Below are 17,343 nucleotides of genomic sequence, written 5' to 3' on the forward strand. Positions count from 1 at the left end.
TGTCCTTTTTTATTTTTGCTTTTAAGTAAAAATTTTACCAATTTGCAAAACGAATAGGGTGTTCAAGAACTTGATCACGGAAATAAGCTTGACCATTTTTCCATGTAAGTTGACCGTTACATAACCACTCTGCTACTTGTGGGTAGATAAAGTGCTCAAGGGTATGTACTCGATCTGCTAATGAAGCGGCAGTATCATGTTCTTTAACTGAAATAGCGGATTGAGCAATTGATTGACCAGAATCTAGTTCAGCAGTGACAAAATGTACGGTACAACCATGTAAACGATCACCTGTGTTTAAAACACGTTGATGAGTGTTCACACCTTTATAAGCAGGAAGCAGTGAGGGATGTATGTTCAGCATTTTCCCTTGCCATTTATTGACAAAGGTGGGAGTTAAAATGCGCATGAAGCCGGCTAAAATAACCACATCCACTTGCCAAGCCAAGAGTTGTTGATGCATTGCTTCATCAAAAACTTCACGAGTTGGAAAGTCTTTATGGGAGATAACAGCGGTAGCAATATTAGCTTTTTGAGCACGCTCTAGGGCATAAGCATCTGCTTTATTAGACAGTACACCTACAATTTGCCCTGATAGATTTGCGTCTATCAAGGCTTGTAAATTACTGCCGTTCCCAGAGACTAGAACAGCAATTTTTATCATGCAAAGATCACACGAATTTTTTCGTCTGCACCTTCCACTGATTCAGCATTTTCTTGGATGTGTCCAATTTTCCAAGCTTTTTCACCTTGAGCATTAAGCACTTCAATTGCTTTTTCTGCATCATTGGCATCAACAGCAATGACCATACCTACGCCACAGTTAAACGTACGGTACATTTCAAAGCGTTCTACATTGCCTTCGCGCTGTAGAAGTTGGAATAACTCAGACCATTCCCAAGAAGCTTCATCAATGACAGCTTGTGCACCATTTGGTAATACACGAGGTAAGTTACCTGGTAAACCGCCACCAGTAATGTGTGCCATAGCATGTACATCAACTTGTTTGCATAGCTCAAGAACTGGTTTTACATAAATACGAGTTGGCTCCATCGCAACATCAGCAAGAGAGCGACCATCAATTATTTGAGTTAAATCAACGTTTTTAACGTCTAAAATTTTACGTAATAATGAATAACCATTTGAGTGAGCACCACTTGATGCAACACCAATAAGCACATCACCAGACTTTACTTTAGAGCCATCAATAATTTTACTTTGCTCAACAACACCAACAGCAAAACCAGCAAGATCGTAATCTTCGCCTTCATACATGCCTGGCATTTCTGCGGTTTCACCACCTACAAGTGCGCAACCTGCAAGCTCACAACCTTTACCAATACCAGTAACAACATTTGCAGCAACGTCAACATTTAAGTGACCAGTTGCATAATAATCAAGGAAGAATAATGGTTCTGCACCACAAACCAAAAGATCATTTACACACATAGCCACAAGATCTTGGCCAATTGTGTCATGACGATTAAGATTAAGTGCCAAACGTAATTTAGTTCCTACACCATCGGTTCCAGAAACTAAAACAGGCTCTTCATAACCTTTAGGAATTTTGCATAGTGCACCAAAGCCACCAAGTCCGCCCATTACTTCAGGACGACTTGTACGTTTAGCGACTGACTTGATACGATCGACCAGTGTGTCGCCCGCTTCAATGTCGACACCCGCATCTTTATAGCTTAAACCGGTATTTGGGGTAGAAGTTGAGTTGCTCATAAATGAAGTCTCCGCATTGGCGGCAGATTATAACCTGAATATACGAAACTCTTATGTTATTTATGCTCGAAAATGCTATCTTTAATAAAAATATTTTTTCATTTATAACGATTAAATCAAAAAAGGCTAGATTTTATGCAAGATCGTATACTGCGCCGTATTTTTTTACTCGCAGGTATTGTATTGCTGGTATGGGTATTGTACTTACTCAAGCCTGTAGTCATTCCTTTTATCGGCGCTTTTTTCCTGGCTTATTTATTCAGTCCACTTGTTGATGTTCTGGTAAAAATCAAATTGCCTCGCTGGTTAGCAATTAGCGTAGTGTTTATAGGAATCGGTGTAACACTAACCATTGCATTGTGGTATTTGGTTCCCCTTATCTGGAAACAATTAGTTTACGCCCGAGATAGCATTCCAGCTGGTATACATTGGATTAATGCAGAACTATTACCATGGGTTTCTTCGACATTTAATGTTCAGCAAATGGAAATTGACACAGAGCAGATGTCTAAAGCTGTGATGGAATATGTTCAAACCAATTATAGTGCCGATAGTATTCAATCAGTGTTATTAAAATTGGCCCAGTCTGGTTTGAATTTTATTCAAATTGGTGGAACAGTTGTTTTAATTCCAATTATTGCTTTTTATTTTTTACTAGACTGGGACCGTATGCTACAAAACTTACGTCGTCTCATTCCACGTCGATATGAAGCAAATACTTTACAGATCGTTGGCGAATGCCATAGCGTTTTAGGGGCATTTGTTAAAGGTCAGTTTCTCGTCATGCTATTGCTAGGCATAGTATATGCAGTTGGTTTGCAGCTCATTGGTTTGGAAGTTGGTCTTATTATTGGTATGGTGGCTGGCCTTGCCAGTATTATTCCTTATTTAGGATTTGCAGTAGGTATTATTGCCGCCGTAATTGCAAGTTTGTTCCAGTTCGGATTGGACTGGATGCACTTATTACTTGTTGGCGTAGTTTTTATGATTGGCCAAGCGATAGAAGGCTATATTCTACAGCCATTCTTATTGGGCGATAAAATTGGTCTATCTCCTGTAGCAGTTGTCTTTGCCGTATTGGCAGGTGCACAACTTGCAGGTTTCTTGGGAATGTTAATTGCATTGCCTGTTGCTGCTGTGATTGTGGTGCTATTGAAACACTTAAGAGATAACTATGAACGAAGCTCACTTTATGCTCCACCGTCTACGTTAGTCATACAACAAGGTGACATTAAGCAAATTCATGTAGAAACCGAAAGCACTAAGCTTGATCTTGAGGTTAAAACACAGCAAGATACAGATAAACTGAAACCATCTGACCAGAAATAATTTCAAGGTTAATTCAATATATGCGTCAACTCCAACTGGATATAGAACCTCAACTTGATGCCCGAATCAGTGATTTTTCGGGACCAAGTTGGGGGAATGTAGTCGATGCTGTGCGTCAACTACATGCTGGTCTGGTCAGTAGGTTTTATATCTACGGTGGTGCAGGGACAGGTAAGAGTCACTTACTTTCCGCAATTTGTGACTCTTATTTAGAAATAGGCAAATCTGCAATTAAAGTTTCTTTGCTTGAACTTCTTGATGCTCCTATCGAAGCAATTACTTCGTTAGAGCATTATGACCTTGTGGCTTTGGATGATATTGAATCAATTAGTGGTGTGCCGCATTGGCAAAAAGCTGTCTTTCATTTAATGAATAATCACGAAGGGCAGTTGGTATTTTCTTCGCGTGTAGCGCCTATCGAATTAAAGTTGGAATTACCAGACTTACAGTCACGACTTACCCAAGCTGTCAGCGTTAAAGTGCCGAGTGGAAGTTTATATGCGGACCGCTACGCCTTGGTTACCTCTGTAATGTCTAGACGTGGTATCCATTTTGATCAGCAAATTGTTGACTATTTATTGTTACATGGTCCTCATCAACCTTCTCTTTTATTACAGTCAGTTGCCCAATTAGAAAAATTACTTAAAGGTGAAAAAACAAAACTTTCGAATGCAACTTTAAGACAAATTTACGCTTTGATTGATGAATATCAACAATAGATATTCTTTCATTTGAGCTTATGGCTTTGTCTGAACTTTGCATTAGCCATTTAATTTTTCTGAATCAAAATATAAAAACGAATTATGAAGTAGTTATCTTTCTATACTTCAAGCCTTCTGTTGATTTTAAAATAGTTAATTTTTTGCATTTAAAAAAGTTTTTTAAATCTAACAGGCTTTTTGTAATGTAGCTTTAAAATGACTCTACAGACCGACCAAAATGTCTTGAGAAATTCTAGTTCCTGTGACAAAGTACGCACAAAGGATGCGGTTGCAAAAGCGGAAATTTTGCAATTTTGACAAAGAAAAATGAAAAAAAGATGTAAGGAGATGGGTATGCTCAAACGGAGCATTGCTTTTGCTTTATTGGCTGTCGCTGGACACGCTTATTCTGCCGATATTCAAGTCACAAGTTTAATTGATGAAGATAAAGATGATACGCTCTGTACATTGCGTGAGGCTGTACAATTTCTTAATTATCGAGCATCTTCCAATGCTGCTGATGTTGAAAAATATGCAACTGGTTATCATGGATGCGGAAATAAAGAGGCTTCTTCAAATATTATTTTGCAGCGTGATAAAGAATATACTTTGAATAAAAGTATAACAATTACTGTTCCTTTAGCTATTAGTACAGCAAAGAATGATTCTACATTGGTTGAGGAAGGAGCACCCAATTCTCATAATGCAACTATTAAAATGATAGGTACGGATCAATTATTCCGTGTAGATGATGGTAGTGTTGAAAAAGCCTCTTTTACAGTTTCATTTATTGATGTCAATTTAAAAGGTGCCGGATCAAAAAGTGCAGTACCTGATGGTGATGGTGGATTAATTTATAACCATGAACAATTGGTCATTCAAAATTCACGTTTAATAGATGGGTATGCTACTCGTGGCGGGGCAATTTATAACGCGGGAATTTTATCTAATACTACAAAAACAGCAGGCTCGGTAATGATTACTAATAGCCTGATGCAGAATAATAAAGCGAGTCAGGGCGGCGTTTTATATAGTGATATGCCACTTTACTATATTGGTCGCTCTGTCGTGCGTGATAATGAAGTGACTGCTGCAGATGGCGCATTGTTCCACGCACAAACTAAATTTGCAGATGAAAGTACTGGTGGCTATTTAACCTCTCGTGCTATCGGTTTAAGTAATAGTACGATTTTTCATAATAAAGGTAGTTTTATTGCCAATGTCCGAGATGGAATGGTGATCAATAACATTACAATGATTAAAAACACGGGTGGGCTATTTTTTGATGCTCCACAAGGAAAAGCTTCCGTTTCTAATAGTATTCTAGTGGGCAATACAACCAACTGTCAGACATCTGCAACAGATAAGACGATTGTACAGAGCAATTTGGTGACTACGGAATGTAACCGTAATGCTTCAGCAACACTTCCTAATATTATTTATCCAGCCAATGAAAAACTAATAGCAGGGAATGCAGATGAAGGAACATGTGATGTACCACCTGCAGATGGATTGCTTTGTCCTTATTCAACACCAAGTAATAGTTTCTTAGGTTTCTTTAAACCCAGAATTCTCGATAAATATACGAGCTTTTCACAATCATTATTAATTAACAAAGGCCGTTTATATAGTGATGGAACTTCAGTCGGTTTAGCAAGTTGTGAAAAACAAGATCAACGTGGAAAAAATAGAAGTGCTTATGATGAGCTATGCGATTTAGGCTCAATTGAATTAACAATTAACCGAGATGATATTAGTACGCATGGTCAAGATATTAAATATGGAGAAATTGCCAAGTTTAATATTGCTGATGTTGTGGGTGATGGTGAATTAGTTTCTCCACAAACATGTGAAAAAATGTTTGGAAAAAGAACAGATGGTAAAGCATGGCAATCAGGTTGTATGAAAGTGATTCAGACAAGCACGTCATCTAAGGGAACTTTGTCGATTGATACACAAGGAAACTTAACTTATGTTCCAAATGATAACTGGCATGGAGCCGATGTATTTAACCTTTTAATCGTCACAACTATAACACGTTTTAATAATGCAGCAGATGTTTATCTAACGGTTCCAGTTCAAATCGTACAAGATCCACCATCAGGTATTGAAGATAAAACTGTAAGCACGGGTGGCGGGGGGAGTGTCAGTGGTGGCTTAATTTTAGGTTTATTTGGCTTAATTGCTTTGCGACGTTTAAAGTCATAATCAAGGATGATAAGGCTATGAAAAATTATAAAAAAGCTTTTTTAGCATTAGCTGTAATTGCTGCAATGCCATTATTTGCAGATACTACAAATGGAAGAATTGATGTTACAACTTTTGTCGATGAAGATGGTGATAATACCAATGCCTGTTCATTGCGTGAAGCGATAAAGACTGCTGAATTGCGTAAGTCTTATGGTGGTTGTACAGTTATTGATACACGTGAGACTACACAGAAATCTATTCAGCTTAAAGCAGGAATCTATAATTTAAGCAAGGAGCTAGTTCCTAATGCCAATATTGCTATTTTTGGTGCTGACCCCGTAGATTGGCAGAAGAAAAGTGTTTTAACTAATGATTATCCCGCACAGCTTGAATTACAAACGTATATTGATGCCCAAGGTAAATCACGTATTTTTAATACAACTTCCTATAAGCAACCCCTAAGCTTAAATAATGTCATTCTTACAAATGGAGTTACAACTGGTCAGGGTGGGGCGATTTATGCCGGTGCTGATATTGCTTTACAAAATAGCCAGATTTTATTATCACGAGCAACAAGTGGTGGAGCAATTTATTTAGCTTCACCTAATATTACTTTGTCAGTAAATCATTCATTACTGAAAGGTAATAGCGCAACACAAGGCAGTGTGTTATCAATGGGGTGTTTTAGTGACACCGTCTATGCGCCACGTACCATTACCCTTACATCAAATAGTATTGTAAATAATGGTAATACAGCTTCAACAAGTACATTTGAGTTTTGCGGTAAACCTACTGCGACATTGTCGATTAATACTATTGCGAAAAATATAGCGAATAGTACTAACGGCAGTGTTATTAAGTTTACTGGCGATACCAATAATCCAGCCAATACATCAAGTATTTTAAGTTCAAGCAGTAGTCTAGTACTTTTAAATAATACAATTGTTGAAAACAATGCGAACAGTACTTTCCTCTACGACAAACTGGGCACAAAAAAGCTTAGTTTTAACGTACTGGCTTATAACACTGGAAGTTATGCTTGTAAATATTTGTTAGGCGCGGCAGCAGAGCAGAAGAGTGTAGGTTTAACACTGAGCTTCAATGCCCTTGATTGGACGTCTACGATAGCAAAATGTGATGTACCAAAAGAATCTCTGCCTGATGGTCATACGAATATTAATATCAGTACACAATCATTTAATACTCTATTGAGCCTACAGGATGCAACGGCTTCTACAGGTTTTTTACCTATTTATTATCCAAGAGATATTTCTTCTGACAAAGATTTAATTGATACTGATAAAGATGGAAAAGGAGGCTGTGCTACAACTGACCAGCGTGGTTTAAACCGTTTAGCAGATGGAGCCTCTTATTATCAGTCAGAGAACCGTAATAGTTGTGATATTGGGGCTGTTGAGTTAATGAAATTAACTTCAGGCGACTTAAAGGACGTCAGCAATATTTCATTAACGACCTTAATGGATACTTATCAACAAAATTTTGATTTATTTGATAAATATATTAAAGATCCTAAAACACCCTCTAATTTTATTACTTATTATAAAGTACGTTTAGCTGAGTTTAAAAACCTGATTGATACAACCAAAGCCAATCTTAAATATCGTGCGATTTATCTTGATTTAAAGAACTATGATTTACCTTTACCGGCCGAAGATGCTAATCATGTGTTGAAGTTCTTCAATACAACTGACTATCGTATTACAACAGAGGCATTGGGTATTGGATCACTTGATGACACATTTGATCAAAGCCAAATCGATGCTTTGACTGATGAGGACAAGGTATTTTGTGAGTGGAATAGCGCTTTACAGCAAATTGTTTTTTATCGCAAGGATGATGTAGTTACTCAAGCCGGTAGCTATGCTTATTGTAAATATACGATTACAACAGCCGATAGTAAATCAAGCTCGAGCGGTTTGATAAAAGCACGTTTTAATAATATTGAACCTGTTTCTGGAGATGGAACACTTACCTTTAAGTATCTGGCAAATGAAACAATCCCATTGAATCTTCTTAAATATGCGGATGATGATGGAGATGGGCCAGTAAGCACAATTTCAAAACCTAAAACACAATTTTGGGTGAATGAAAAAGGCGTAGAGTTACCAATCTATTTACCAAGCAAAACTTCAAAAGATGGAATTTTTAAGGTTGTTAAAGCAGATCGAGAAGGACCTTGTCCGGAAGATGATAAAGATAAAACTTGTTATGGTGGGAATATTTATATTCAGGCAAATAACGTCTTTAATGTTTTCAACGATTCATTGAGCTATAACGTTTATGATGCAGATGGTAAAATCTCATCTAAAGCTGGCACAATTAATCTAGTAAGTACTGCAACTACCACAGACGATACACGTGGCGGAGGCGGTGGCGGTAGCTTAGGAATTTTATCTATAGCATCTTTACTGGGTTTAGCGGCCTATAGACGCTACCGTAAATAAAATATATAAAACAAAAAGCCTCCAATTGGAGGCTTTTTTATAAAATTTATGTAAGACACTAAATTCACTACATAGGAATTTTGCAGAGTTATTTAATGTTCTAAATACTTATTCATATATTCTTCCCGAATAGCTGTTTTTTCTTCACCATTTGCTTTAAGCATCCGCTGGCGCAAATCATTACGCTCTTGCGTACTCATTTTTTGCCATGCTTCACGCATTTTTTCTTTTTCAGCATCGGGAAGCTGAGTAAACCAGTCCATACGTTGCTGTAGGTTTGTACTTTGATTCGCTGGTAACTCTTTTAAGCTCTGGTAACGTTTAATAACTGCACGTTGTTCTTCTTCAGAAAGAGCATTCCATGTGTCATCAACTTGTGTATTGGCATCTTTAGAAAAAATCCAAAATCGTTCAAAACCTGCAAAACTGGTTTGCAAGAAACTTAATGAACAAAGGATAAGCGCTAATTTTTTAGCTGCCATGTTGTACTTTATCCTCACCCAAGACCATTAGCATTTCTAAATCTTCCACCATTTGTGGGGATAATTTAGGATTTACAATCACTTGATTTTGTGGCTTATCAACAATATCTGCTGAATTAGGTAAAATTACAAAACCTGTGATCGCTGCTGCAAGTGCAAAACCAGACATTTTCCAGACACTATAAAAAGAGGCTGGTTTTTGTTGAATATGGTCAAGCACATGATTCATGACCACTGTTTTATTTTTATGGTGATGTGCCAAACTATCAAGTTTAGACGTCACCTTTTTAGTGAAATCATCATGATTCATCATAACCTCCCAAGGGATTTAAATGGGCCAAATACTCTCTAAGTCCCTGAATTGCTCGGTGATAATGGGTTTTTACACTACCTTCGGTACAGTTCATGATCTGAGCTGTTGTGTGTGTGTCAAAACCTTCCCACGCACGTAACATAAATGCCTGTTGTTGACGAACTGGTAGCTTTGAAATCGCTTCTCGAATTTCTTCGATAGTCACTGCTTGATCAAGAAAATCCGCAGGATTGATGGCTTTTTCATCAACTACATCAATAATTTCGTCGTCATCATTGTCGAGACTAACTTTTTTGAAGAATGAAAATGGGTTTGCTCTACGAGATTCTTTGCGACGCCAATCCTGAAGTTTGTTGTTTAAAATCGTATAAAACAGGGGATACCATTCTTCAGTACTTTTATCGGCATAAGATTTGTGTAAAGAAATAAATGCTTCTTGAACCAAATCCATTGCAATACCTTGTTGACCTTGGGTAGCACTCTCCATCATCACCAAAGCACGACCAGTTACATCTTGCATGAAAACTTTCAGGCGTTGCTCAGCCGTGCTTGCATGAGCACTAGATGTTTCCGATCGAGACTTTTTCGGTGCTAAATCCATGGAGATGGAAAATCCTGTCATTGGACATACCCACCTTATCTTCAATATATCTCTTATATAACGTTGAAAAGAGGTGGGAGGTTGACAACAATCGGCTATTTTTTACTAGTGTAATTGATTTTTTTCACAAATATGTGAGATGTAAAATAAATTAACGTTTTATTGGCGTTGACGAACCATCTCAAAAAAACAAATAGACCCTGCAATTGCTACGTTTAATGACTCTTGTCCACCTGGCTGTGGAATAGTCACTGATTGCGCGTGCTCTAAGGCGTAATCACTTGCACCTTGGCCTTCATTTCCTAAAATCCAGACACAGGGCTGAGAAAGATCTTGTGAGTAAAGGCTTGTTGAGTGATGAGAGCTTGTAACAAAAACTGGGATTCTAAATTTTGGAAGAATATCTGTAAGTTGGAAGTTTTCAAAACAATGTAAGCTAAAATGAGCTCCCATACCTGCTCTTAAAACTCGTGGAGACCAAAGTGATGCAGAGCCTTGTGTGCAAATGATTTGCTTAATATTTGCTGCTGCTGCTGAACGTAGCAATGTGCCTACGTTACCTGGATCTTGTATATTCTCCAGAATCAAAGTGTCCACTTTGTAATCAATTGTTGATGCAGTTTTAGGCAAATCAATAATAGCTAAACAAGGTAAGCTCGTACCTAATGTACTCAAATCTCTATATAAGACTTCGCTAATAACAAAGATATGACCTTGATGTAGCTCAATTATTTTTTTTAAATCAGTGTGTTCTAGTGCTTGTTCTGTCGTAAATAAAGAAAAAATCTTCTTTTGCTGTTGTAACCACGTTAAACAGAGATGGGTACCTTCAAGGACTGTTTGTTGGTGCTTTTTTCGAGCGCTATTAAGTTCGATTAATCCACGCAAATGTTTAATTTTTGCATTGTCTTTTGATTCTAAAAAAATAACCGCCATGAGAAAATATCCAACAAAAGGGCACCATCATACTATGATGCCCTAAATAATTAAAATTATTAATGATAGCTTGTTACGCGTTCAACTTCATTTTTAGAGCCAATAATTACAGGAACACGTTGGTGAAGCTCCGTTGGTTCAATGTCTAAAATGCGAACACGGCCAGTAGTTGATGTACCACCTGCTTGTTCAATGAGCATACTCATTGGATTTGCCTCATACATTAAACGTAAGCGACCCGCTTTTTTCGGATCTTTTAAGTCGTATGGATAAAGGAAAATACCACCGCGGCATAAAATACGGTGAATATCACCCACCATACATGCTACCCAGCGCATGTTGAAATCTTTTTCACGAACAGATGTTTTACCTGCAAGTAATTCATCAATATATTGTTTTACAGGTTCTTCCCAATGGCGCTGGTTAGACGTATTAATTGCAAACTCTTGAGTGTCTGCTGAAACTTGAACATTATCAGTAGTAAGCAAGAAGGTTTGAGTTTCTGGGTCTAAAGTAAAGAATACTACGCCATTTCCTACAGTTAAGGCCATCATGGTTGATGGGCCATAAAGTACATAACCAGCAGCAACTTGCTGAGTACCCGCTTGCATGAAATCGTCTGCTTGAGTTACCGCATTTTTTGCAGGCAGGATAGAGAAAATTGTGCCTACACACATATTGATATCGATGTTACTTGAGCCGTCTAACGGATCAAATAAAACCAGATATTTACCATTTTCTTGTGCAGGTGTGAACTCATCAAGCTCTTCAGAAGCAAGACCACTCACTTGTGGATGAACTTTTAAAGCATCAATTAAGTAGTCATTAGAAATCACATCAAGTTTTTTCTGTGTTTCACCTTGAACATTTTCATTACCAGCACTACCCAAAATACCAGCGAGCGCGCCCTTTTGTAAGGCTTGATCGATAGTTTTACAGGTGGTGGCAATAGTGTCGATGACTTGAGCCAACTCAGGTGTTAGATTCCCTTTTTGTTGTTGTAAAAATTGGGACAATGTGAGGTTGGACATATAAAATAGCTCCTGTGCTTCAAGCATCAAAATGAGTCAGATAAATACGTGGCATATTCTAGATGAGAATGTCACAAAATAAAAATTATCTTACTTTATTTGTGTTGGATTTATGCTTACAACCTCCATTTTAAATGGTATGTTGATTATATGACAACGGACTGTATATTTTTAGGAGAATCGAAATGACAACAAAGAAGTTTGATGCGACCCCCACAGCAGGTGAACCAATCAATCTAGATGAAATTTCGAAAGAGAATGTTCAGGAAGCTTGGAAAGATTATGAGGCAAAACCTGAATATAAAGATTTTAATAAGCATGATTTGATTGAATCTATGCAACATACGGAAGAAGAAAAGAAATCTTCTTAAGTTTTGTTGTTATAAAAAAACGCTCATATATGAGCGTTTTTTTATGCATATGCCTTATTTTAATAAAGGAGGCACTGCTTCGTAATTAATTTCAACGCGGCGATTTTCTTTCCACGCAGATTCATCATGTCCTGCATTAACAGGAGCTTCTTTACCATAACTTACAGCTTCAAGTTGCTGTGGGTTTACACCATTGGTAATTAAGTAGCTTTGTACAGCTTTAGCACGACGCTCGCCTAAAGCCATATTGTACTCACGTGTACCACGTTCATCTGTATGGCCAGTTAATGCAACTTTTGAATTTGCATTTGCCATAAGGAATTGTGCGTGAGCTTGCAGAGTTTGATAGTCTTCAGTAGATAAGTCACTGCTGTCATAATCAAAATGAACAACACGTTTAGCCAAAGCAGCTTTATTTGCCTCAGTCACACCTTTCGATGAAGCACCAGCCAAATTTTGAGCATTTAATGCCGCATCTTCACTTAAACCAGAAGTGTTTACCGTACTTGGATTTGTACCAGTTGTAGTCGTCGCTGCTGGTTTACGGCTCGCACAACCTGTCATCACAAGTGCTACGCTAAGAAAGGGTAAAGCTAAATATTTGATTGATTTCATGATCATCTCCATCAATGGAATTAAAAGTTATTTTGGTGCCCAAGCTGGTTCACGTACTTCACCTTGTTCGCTTGGTAAATTCATACGGAAACGTCCATCAGTAGACATGATAGATAACAAGCCACGGCTTCCTTCACGAGTTGCGTACACCACCATTTGCCCATTTGGTGAGAAACTTGGTGACTCATCTAAACTGGTTGGAGTAAGAATATTGGTGATGCCAGTATTAATGTCCTGAATTGCAACTTTATAACTGCTGCCACTTGGACGATGAACAAGAGCAATCTTTTTGCCATCTGCACTCAAAGTTCCACGTGCATTAAATGAACCTTTAAACGTTAGACGTTTTACTGAGCCATCAGCAAAGGTATAACGATAGATTTGGGCAGAACCACCACGGTCAGAAGTAAAAATAAAAGATTTTCCATCTGGTGTATAACGTGCTTCCGTATCAATGGCCGAGTCGTTTGTCATACGTTTGACTTGGCGAGTTGATAAATCCATTTGATAGATTTCAGGATTGCCATTCATCGATGCTGTAAATAGCATTGATTGGCCATCAGGTGAAAAACTCGGTGCGCCATTTAGGCCTTTAAAGCTTGTGAGTACTTCACGCGTTCCAGTAGATAAATCTTGTAAATAAATGGCTGGACGTTTGGTTTCAAAAGAAACATAAGCAATTTTCTTGGCATCTGGTGTCCAGGCCGGAGAAAGAATTGGGTCACGAGATGACAAAACAGTTTTTGGTTGTTCTCCATCCGTATCTGCAATTTGTAATGTATAACGTTCTGCAGGAGTAGCCGGATTTCTAAGCACATATGCAATACGGCCACTAAAATCACCAGGAATGCCTGTAAGAGCCTGATAAATAGCATCACTTACCATGTGGCCAGCTTGACGTATACGTGAAGCAGGTACATTTAAAAGTTCATTTAAAATGTATTGCTGCTTTTGTACATCATAAAGTTGGTAATGAACTTCAAAACCTGTAGCTGTTTGTTTAATTTGTCCAGTAACTACATATGGAATTCCGGCAGCTTGCCAGTCAGAAGCTTGAATCTGATTGATTGCAGCATTAGCAGGTAAATTTTTAGATGAGCTTGTAAAGCGCCCAGAACGGTTTAAGTCAGTTTCGACAATAGGAGAGAGCCCATTGTCATTACTAAACGGGACAATTGCAATTTTGGGTGCCTGATCTGGTGCTTTAGCAATTTCCAGATATAACTGGGCAAAAGCAGTTGTAGAAGCAAGAGGGCTTAGTGCGGTGATCAATGCTAAAGATAGCAGGTGTTTGCGGCTCGTATTCATAAGTTTAAAGTCATAGCTGGTATTTTTGTGACTGTTGATTTTGTAGCATAGTTACATGCCTTAAACTATTTAAAGCATGTAACTCTTTCAAAATTATTGCGCTCTAAATGTAGAGTTAACACTTCTTGATTCGCGCCTTGCATCTGGGTCCGATGGCATAGGATATGGCGCTGCGGCTTGAATTGCAGCTTTAATACTTGCATCTAAAGCATCATCTCCGCTTGAACGCGTGATTACAATTGAATTGACACTTCCCGAATCTGAGAGGGTAAAACGAACACCAACTGTTTTACTACTACTGCCTGTTGGAACATCCCAAGAGCGTCGAATTTTTTGCTCAAAATCACGTCTAGCTGAAGAAGCAACTTTTTTAGCCTCAGCTTTCTTTTGAGCTGCCTCTTCTTGTGCTTTTTGAGCAGATGCAGCTTTTGCTTCAGCCTCTGCTTCAGCTTTGCGTTTAGCATCGTCAGCAGCTTTTTGTTGTTTGGCTTTTGCATCTGCTTCGGCTTTGCGTTTAGCGTCGTCATTGGCTTTTTGCTGTTTAGCTTTTGAGTCGGCTTCAGCTTTACGTTTAGCGTCGTCAGCAGCTTTACGAGCTTCACTTCGTTCATGCTTAGCTTTTGCATCGGCGTCAGCTTTGCGTTTAGCATCTTCATTTGCTTTTTGTTGTTTAGCTTTTGAGTCGGCTTCAGCTTTGCGTTTGGCATCTTCATTTAATTTTTGTTGCTTGGCTTTTGCATCGGCGTCAGCTTTACGTTTGGCGTCTTCATTAGCTTTTTGTTGCTTAGCTTTAGCATCTGTCTCAGCTTTACGCTTAGCGTCGTCATTGGCTTTTGCCTTAGCTTCAGCTTTGTGTTTAGCATCTTGCTGCGCTTGTAGTTTAGCGTTTTCGGCCTTCTGAGCCTCACGTTTCAGCTTTGCCTCTGTCTCTGCTTTTCGCTTAGCCTCTTCAGCAGCTTTACGTTGTTCAGCTGCTTGTTTAGCTTTGGTCGCTTCATCAGCTTTTGCATTTTGCTCGACTTTACGTTTTTGTTCGGCTTCAGATCTCGCTTTAGATTCGGCTTGGCGTTTTGCTTCAGCATCAGCGCGTTGCTTTTGTGCTTGAGCTTCATCAGCTTTACGCTGTTCAGCAGCTTGTTTAGCTTTAGCTGCTTCATCAGCTTTACGTTTTTGTTCCGCTAATTTTGCTTGTTGTGTCTGTTCAGCTTTTTGCTTTTGAGCAGTAAGTTGCTGAGCAGTTGGCGGAGGAGGTGCGGCTGGAAGATTTTGAGGGAGAGTCTCATCTACAATAGGGGTTAACACCTCTTTTGCTTCATTTGTAGCAGTTGTCTCTTGTTCAACTGCTTTTGCTAAAGGAGGGGGTAAATCTTCTGGCTTAACTAAAATAGTTGTTAGCTTTTTTGGCTGTTCAGGTGGTTTACTCAAGCCTAAAAAAAGCAAGCCAACAATGGCAATTGCATGAACTCCAATTGTAAAGCTCAGTGCAATCGCATTTTGTTTAAAGTGCGGCTTTTGATTTTTATTCATAGCTTATTTTAAAGGCTCTGTCAGAAGGCCAACTTGAGTTAAACCTGCTTCTTGTAAACTTGCCATCAATGATACGACTTCTCCATAAGGACGAGACTTATCACCATTGACTAAAACTGTGAGTTGTTTATTTTCTTGTTCAGCTTGTTTTTGAGCATTGCTTAAAACTTCTTCAAGTTTTTCACGAGATAATGGCTCACTATCTTTATAATCTTCATACTGAAGATAAATATTGCCGTCTTTACCAATCGTTACCATGGCTGGCATATCTTTTGATTCGATTGGATGGTTATTTGCTTGAGGTAAATCGACTTTAATTCCACTGGTAATCATGGGAGCAGTCACCATGAAAATAACCAAAAGTACAAGCATAACGTCAATATAGGGTACGACGTTCATATCACTTTTTAGTGGTTTTTTTATGCGCTCAAAGCGCCCTGAACGCTGAATTGCCATTATGCATCTTCCTGTGATGAACCCACAGACTGACGTTGCAATAAAGCAATCATCTCTTCAGCAAATAAAGCACGATCAGAGTAAACACTTTCGCTTTTAGAAGTGAAATGGTTAAAAGCCAATACAGCAGGAATTGCAGCAAATAAACCAATTGCAGTTGCAATAAGTGCTTCGGCAATACCCGGTGCAACAGTGGCTAGAGTGACTTGATCAACAGCAGCTAAACCGATAAAGGCATTCATAATGCCCCAAACGGTACCGAATAGACCGATGTAAGGAGCTACAGAGCCAATACTTGCTAAACTACCTAAGCCGTATTCCAGATGGCTCTGATCACGACTCAAACCTACACGTAAAATACGTTCAGTTCCTTCAATCGTTTGTGAAACAGGGGCCTGACGTTTTTTAAGTTTAAAAAACTCACTCAATCCTTGATAAAAAATATCTTCAAGACCTGAGCGTTTTGAGTTGAGTTGAGCATTGTTGTAAAGCGTATTGAGTTCAGCACCTGACCAGAACATTTTCTGGAAATGTTCATCTTCTTGATGTGCTTTTTTATAACTCATATGTAACTTGGCAATCAGATACCAACTAAAGATTGATGCTAACAATAAAATTAGCATGACCAACTGAACGACTGGACTTGCCTGTAAAATAAGGTCAGAAATATGCAGGGTTGATTCAATGTTTGTTGCCATAGTTACATATGCCGGTTGTTTTTTTAGTCTTGTTCCAATTCTTTACGAATAAGATCACGTATTTCTTCTGGAAGACGACGAGCTATCAGTTCTTTGCTTAAACATGCCAACTCAACCTCACCAGAAGCAAGCAAGATTTCACCACGATAAATATTTTGTTGCAACACAAATGACGCAGCTTTACATGAAACTACACGTGCTGTAACAGTAATTAAATCATCCATTAAAATAGGACGCATGTATTTTACGTTAATTTTGTGTACGACAAAGTTGTAGTCTTTTTGATGCCAGTAATGATCAACACCAGAAGCACGGAGCCATTCAGTACGGGTACGTTCCATATAGCGAATGTGGTTGGCATGGTAGACAATACCACCTGCGTCCGTATCTTCAATATAAACACGAATGTTGAATTCAAAATGATTCGCCATGAGAGGATTCCGTTTTAGTTCACTATAGAGCTTTGCATTTAAAATATGACTGCTGAATAAAACATCAATTTTATTCGAAGCCACGTATATGCTTTAAATACGGGGCAGTTTAGCAGATTGCATACTAAGTCCTATGGCACAACCTTTCAATTGCGGCC

General features: G+C 38.4%; 18 protein-coding genes. 5 read left to right on the forward strand and 13 right to left on the reverse strand.

The window, feature by feature from the left end:
* Nucleotides 1–34 precede the first annotated feature (34 nt).
* Together purN and purM are read right to left on the reverse strand one after the other, a co-directional pair.
* Complete coding sequence (gene purN / locus KTH84_RS06585) at nt 35–664, reverse strand: phosphoribosylglycinamide formyltransferase (RefSeq protein ID WP_009393679.1); 630 nt, start codon at nt 662–664, stop codon at nt 35–37.
* Nucleotides 661–1,731 (reverse strand): phosphoribosylformylglycinamidine cyclo-ligase, encoded by a 1,071-nt coding sequence (gene purM / locus KTH84_RS06590; protein WP_262472561.1) that lies wholly within the window; start codon nt 1,729–1,731, stop codon nt 661–663. The genes purN and purM overlap by 4 nt, the downstream gene beginning before the upstream one ends.
* A gap of 135 nt (nt 1,732–1,866) precedes the next feature.
* Between purM and cxpE the strand changes: the two genes are divergently transcribed.
* The 4 genes from cxpE (at nt 1,867) to KTH84_RS06610 (ending at nt 8,416) form a co-directional block, all read left to right on the forward strand.
* On the forward strand, nt 1,867–3,060 hold the full coding sequence (cxpE, locus tag KTH84_RS06595) for a chloramphenicol efflux transporter CxpE (RefSeq protein ID WP_262472562.1): 1,194 nt from the start codon (nt 1,867–1,869) through the stop codon (nt 3,058–3,060).
* A gap of 20 nt (nt 3,061–3,080) precedes the next feature.
* Nucleotides 3,081–3,779: a DnaA regulatory inactivator Hda gene (gene hda, locus KTH84_RS06600; protein WP_042898540.1), complete on the forward strand. Its 699-nt coding sequence runs from the start codon at nt 3,081–3,083 to the stop codon at nt 3,777–3,779.
* Nucleotides 3,780–4,109: 330 nt separating this feature from the next.
* Nucleotides 4,110–5,969, forward strand: a complete 1,860-nt coding sequence (rbtA, locus tag KTH84_RS06605) for a rhombotarget A (protein ID WP_262472563.1) — start codon at nt 4,110–4,112, stop codon at nt 5,967–5,969.
* A 17-nt stretch (nt 5,970–5,986) separates the two neighbouring features.
* A complete protein-coding gene (locus tag KTH84_RS06610) occupies nt 5,987–8,416 on the forward strand; it encodes a CSLREA domain-containing protein (protein ID WP_262472564.1) in 2,430 nt (809 codons plus the stop codon).
* A 92-nt stretch (nt 8,417–8,508) separates the two neighbouring features.
* On the opposite strand, the gene KTH84_RS06615 is transcribed toward KTH84_RS06610, so the two are convergent.
* The 5 genes from KTH84_RS06615 to KTH84_RS06635 all read right to left on the reverse strand — a co-directional run bounded on the left by KTH84_RS06615 (nt 8,509) and on the right by KTH84_RS06635 (nt 11,779).
* Nucleotides 8,509–8,898 carry a DUF3106 domain-containing protein gene (locus tag KTH84_RS06615; RefSeq protein ID WP_133972211.1) on the reverse strand — a complete coding sequence of 130 codons (390 nt, stop codon included), beginning with the start codon at nt 8,896–8,898 and terminating at the stop codon, nt 8,509–8,511.
* Nucleotides 8,888–9,208, reverse strand: a complete 321-nt coding sequence (locus KTH84_RS06620; protein ID WP_004643705.1) for a hypothetical protein — start codon at nt 9,206–9,208, stop codon at nt 8,888–8,890. The genes KTH84_RS06615 and KTH84_RS06620 overlap by 11 nt, the downstream gene beginning before the upstream one ends.
* Nucleotides 9,198–9,812, reverse strand: a complete 615-nt coding sequence (locus KTH84_RS06625) for an RNA polymerase sigma factor (RefSeq protein ID WP_262472784.1) — start codon at nt 9,810–9,812, stop codon at nt 9,198–9,200. Before KTH84_RS06625 ends, KTH84_RS06620 begins: the two co-directional genes overlap by 11 nt.
* 159 nt (nt 9,813–9,971) lie before the next feature.
* The gene (locus KTH84_RS06630) at nt 9,972–10,748 is read right to left on the reverse strand and encodes a TrmH family RNA methyltransferase (protein WP_075431506.1); all 777 of its coding nucleotides are present in this window, start codon (nt 10,746–10,748) and stop codon (nt 9,972–9,974) included.
* A 59-nt stretch (nt 10,749–10,807) separates the two neighbouring features.
* Nucleotides 10,808–11,779 carry a class 1 fructose-bisphosphatase gene (locus KTH84_RS06635; protein ID WP_262472565.1) on the reverse strand — a complete coding sequence of 324 codons (972 nt, stop codon included), beginning with the start codon at nt 11,777–11,779 and terminating at the stop codon, nt 10,808–10,810.
* A gap of 185 nt (nt 11,780–11,964) precedes the next feature.
* Between KTH84_RS06635 and KTH84_RS06640 the strand changes: the two genes are divergently transcribed.
* Nucleotides 11,965–12,150 (forward strand): NF038105 family protein, encoded by a 186-nt coding sequence (locus KTH84_RS06640; protein WP_009393678.1) that lies wholly within the window; start codon nt 11,965–11,967, stop codon nt 12,148–12,150.
* Nucleotides 12,151–12,204: 54 nt separating this feature from the next.
* Here the strand turns inward: KTH84_RS06640 and pal are convergent, their stop codons facing one another.
* The 6 genes from pal to ybgC all read right to left on the reverse strand — a co-directional run bounded on the left by pal (nt 12,205) and on the right by ybgC (nt 17,185).
* Complete coding sequence (gene pal, locus KTH84_RS06645; protein WP_009393712.1) at nt 12,205–12,765, reverse strand: peptidoglycan-associated lipoprotein Pal; 561 nt, start codon at nt 12,763–12,765, stop codon at nt 12,205–12,207.
* Nucleotides 12,766–12,792: 27 nt separating this feature from the next.
* Nucleotides 12,793–14,073 (reverse strand): Tol-Pal system beta propeller repeat protein TolB, encoded by a 1,281-nt coding sequence (tolB, locus tag KTH84_RS06650; RefSeq protein ID WP_262472566.1) that lies wholly within the window; start codon nt 14,071–14,073, stop codon nt 12,793–12,795.
* Between the two features lie 93 nt (nt 14,074–14,166).
* Entirely contained in the window at nt 14,167–15,600 is a 1,434-nt protein-coding gene (tolA, locus tag KTH84_RS06655) for a cell envelope integrity protein TolA (protein ID WP_262472568.1), read from the reverse strand.
* 3 nt (nt 15,601–15,603) lie between these two features.
* Nucleotides 15,604–16,056 (reverse strand): protein TolR, encoded by a 453-nt coding sequence (gene tolR, locus KTH84_RS06660; RefSeq protein WP_042898128.1) that lies wholly within the window; start codon nt 16,054–16,056, stop codon nt 15,604–15,606.
* Nucleotides 16,056–16,754, reverse strand: coding sequence for a protein TolQ (gene tolQ, locus KTH84_RS06665; RefSeq protein WP_003650232.1), 699 nt, complete (start codon nt 16,752–16,754; stop codon nt 16,056–16,058). Before tolQ ends, tolR begins: the two co-directional genes overlap by 1 nt.
* Before the next feature lie 23 nt (nt 16,755–16,777).
* A complete protein-coding gene (ybgC, locus tag KTH84_RS06670; protein ID WP_042898140.1) occupies nt 16,778–17,185 on the reverse strand; it encodes a tol-pal system-associated acyl-CoA thioesterase in 408 nt (135 codons plus the stop codon).
* Nucleotides 17,186–17,343 lie beyond the last annotated feature (158 nt).

This window comes from Acinetobacter sp. WU_MDCI_Abxb74, from assembly GCF_025513915.1.
In the GTDB taxonomy this organism is placed as follows: Bacteria; Pseudomonadota; Gammaproteobacteria; order Pseudomonadales; family Moraxellaceae; genus Acinetobacter; species Acinetobacter calcoaceticus_C.

Bases quoted from the DNA above. Each gene is read 5' to 3' on its own strand.
- tolB (WP_262472566.1), bottom strand. From the start codon at position 14,073: ATGAATACGAGCCGCAAACACCTGCTATCTTTAGCATTGATCACCGCA.
- ybgC (WP_042898140.1), bottom strand. From the start codon at position 17,185: ATGGCGAATCATTTTGAATTCAACATTCGTGTTTATATTGAAGATACG.
- rbtA (WP_262472563.1), top strand. From the start codon at position 4,110: ATGGGTATGCTCAAACGGAGCATTGCTTTTGCTTTATTGGCTGTCGCT.
- tolQ (WP_003650232.1), bottom strand. From the start codon at position 16,754: ATGGCAACAAACATTGAATCAACCCTGCATATTTCTGACCTTATTTTA.
- pal (WP_009393712.1), bottom strand. From the start codon at position 12,765: ATGAAATCAATCAAATATTTAGCTTTACCCTTTCTTAGCGTAGCACTT.
- KTH84_RS06610 (WP_262472564.1), top strand. From the start codon at position 5,987: ATGAAAAATTATAAAAAAGCTTTTTTAGCATTAGCTGTAATTGCTGCA.
- KTH84_RS06640 (WP_009393678.1), top strand. From the start codon at position 11,965: ATGACAACAAAGAAGTTTGATGCGACCCCCACAGCAGGTGAACCAATC.
- KTH84_RS06625 (WP_262472784.1), bottom strand. From the start codon at position 9,812: ATGGATTTAGCACCGAAAAAGTCTCGATCGGAAACATCTAGTGCTCAT.
- tolA (WP_262472568.1), bottom strand. From the start codon at position 15,600: ATGAATAAAAATCAAAAGCCGCACTTTAAACAAAATGCGATTGCACTG.
- KTH84_RS06635 (WP_262472565.1), bottom strand. From the start codon at position 11,779: ATGTCCAACCTCACATTGTCCCAATTTTTACAACAACAAAAAGGGAAT.
- KTH84_RS06630 (WP_075431506.1), bottom strand. From the start codon at position 10,748: ATGGCGGTTATTTTTTTAGAATCAAAAGACAATGCAAAAATTAAACAT.
- hda (WP_042898540.1), top strand. From the start codon at position 3,081: ATGCGTCAACTCCAACTGGATATAGAACCTCAACTTGATGCCCGAATC.
- purM (WP_262472561.1), bottom strand. From the start codon at position 1,731: ATGAGCAACTCAACTTCTACCCCAAATACCGGTTTAAGCTATAAAGAT.
- cxpE (WP_262472562.1), top strand. From the start codon at position 1,867: ATGCAAGATCGTATACTGCGCCGTATTTTTTTACTCGCAGGTATTGTA.
- tolR (WP_042898128.1), bottom strand. From the start codon at position 16,056: ATGGCAATTCAGCGTTCAGGGCGCTTTGAGCGCATAAAAAAACCACTA.
- purN (WP_009393679.1), bottom strand. From the start codon at position 664: ATGATAAAAATTGCTGTTCTAGTCTCTGGGAACGGCAGTAATTTACAA.
- KTH84_RS06620 (WP_004643705.1), bottom strand. From the start codon at position 9,208: ATGAATCATGATGATTTCACTAAAAAGGTGACGTCTAAACTTGATAGT.
- KTH84_RS06615 (WP_133972211.1), bottom strand. From the start codon at position 8,898: ATGGCAGCTAAAAAATTAGCGCTTATCCTTTGTTCATTAAGTTTCTTG.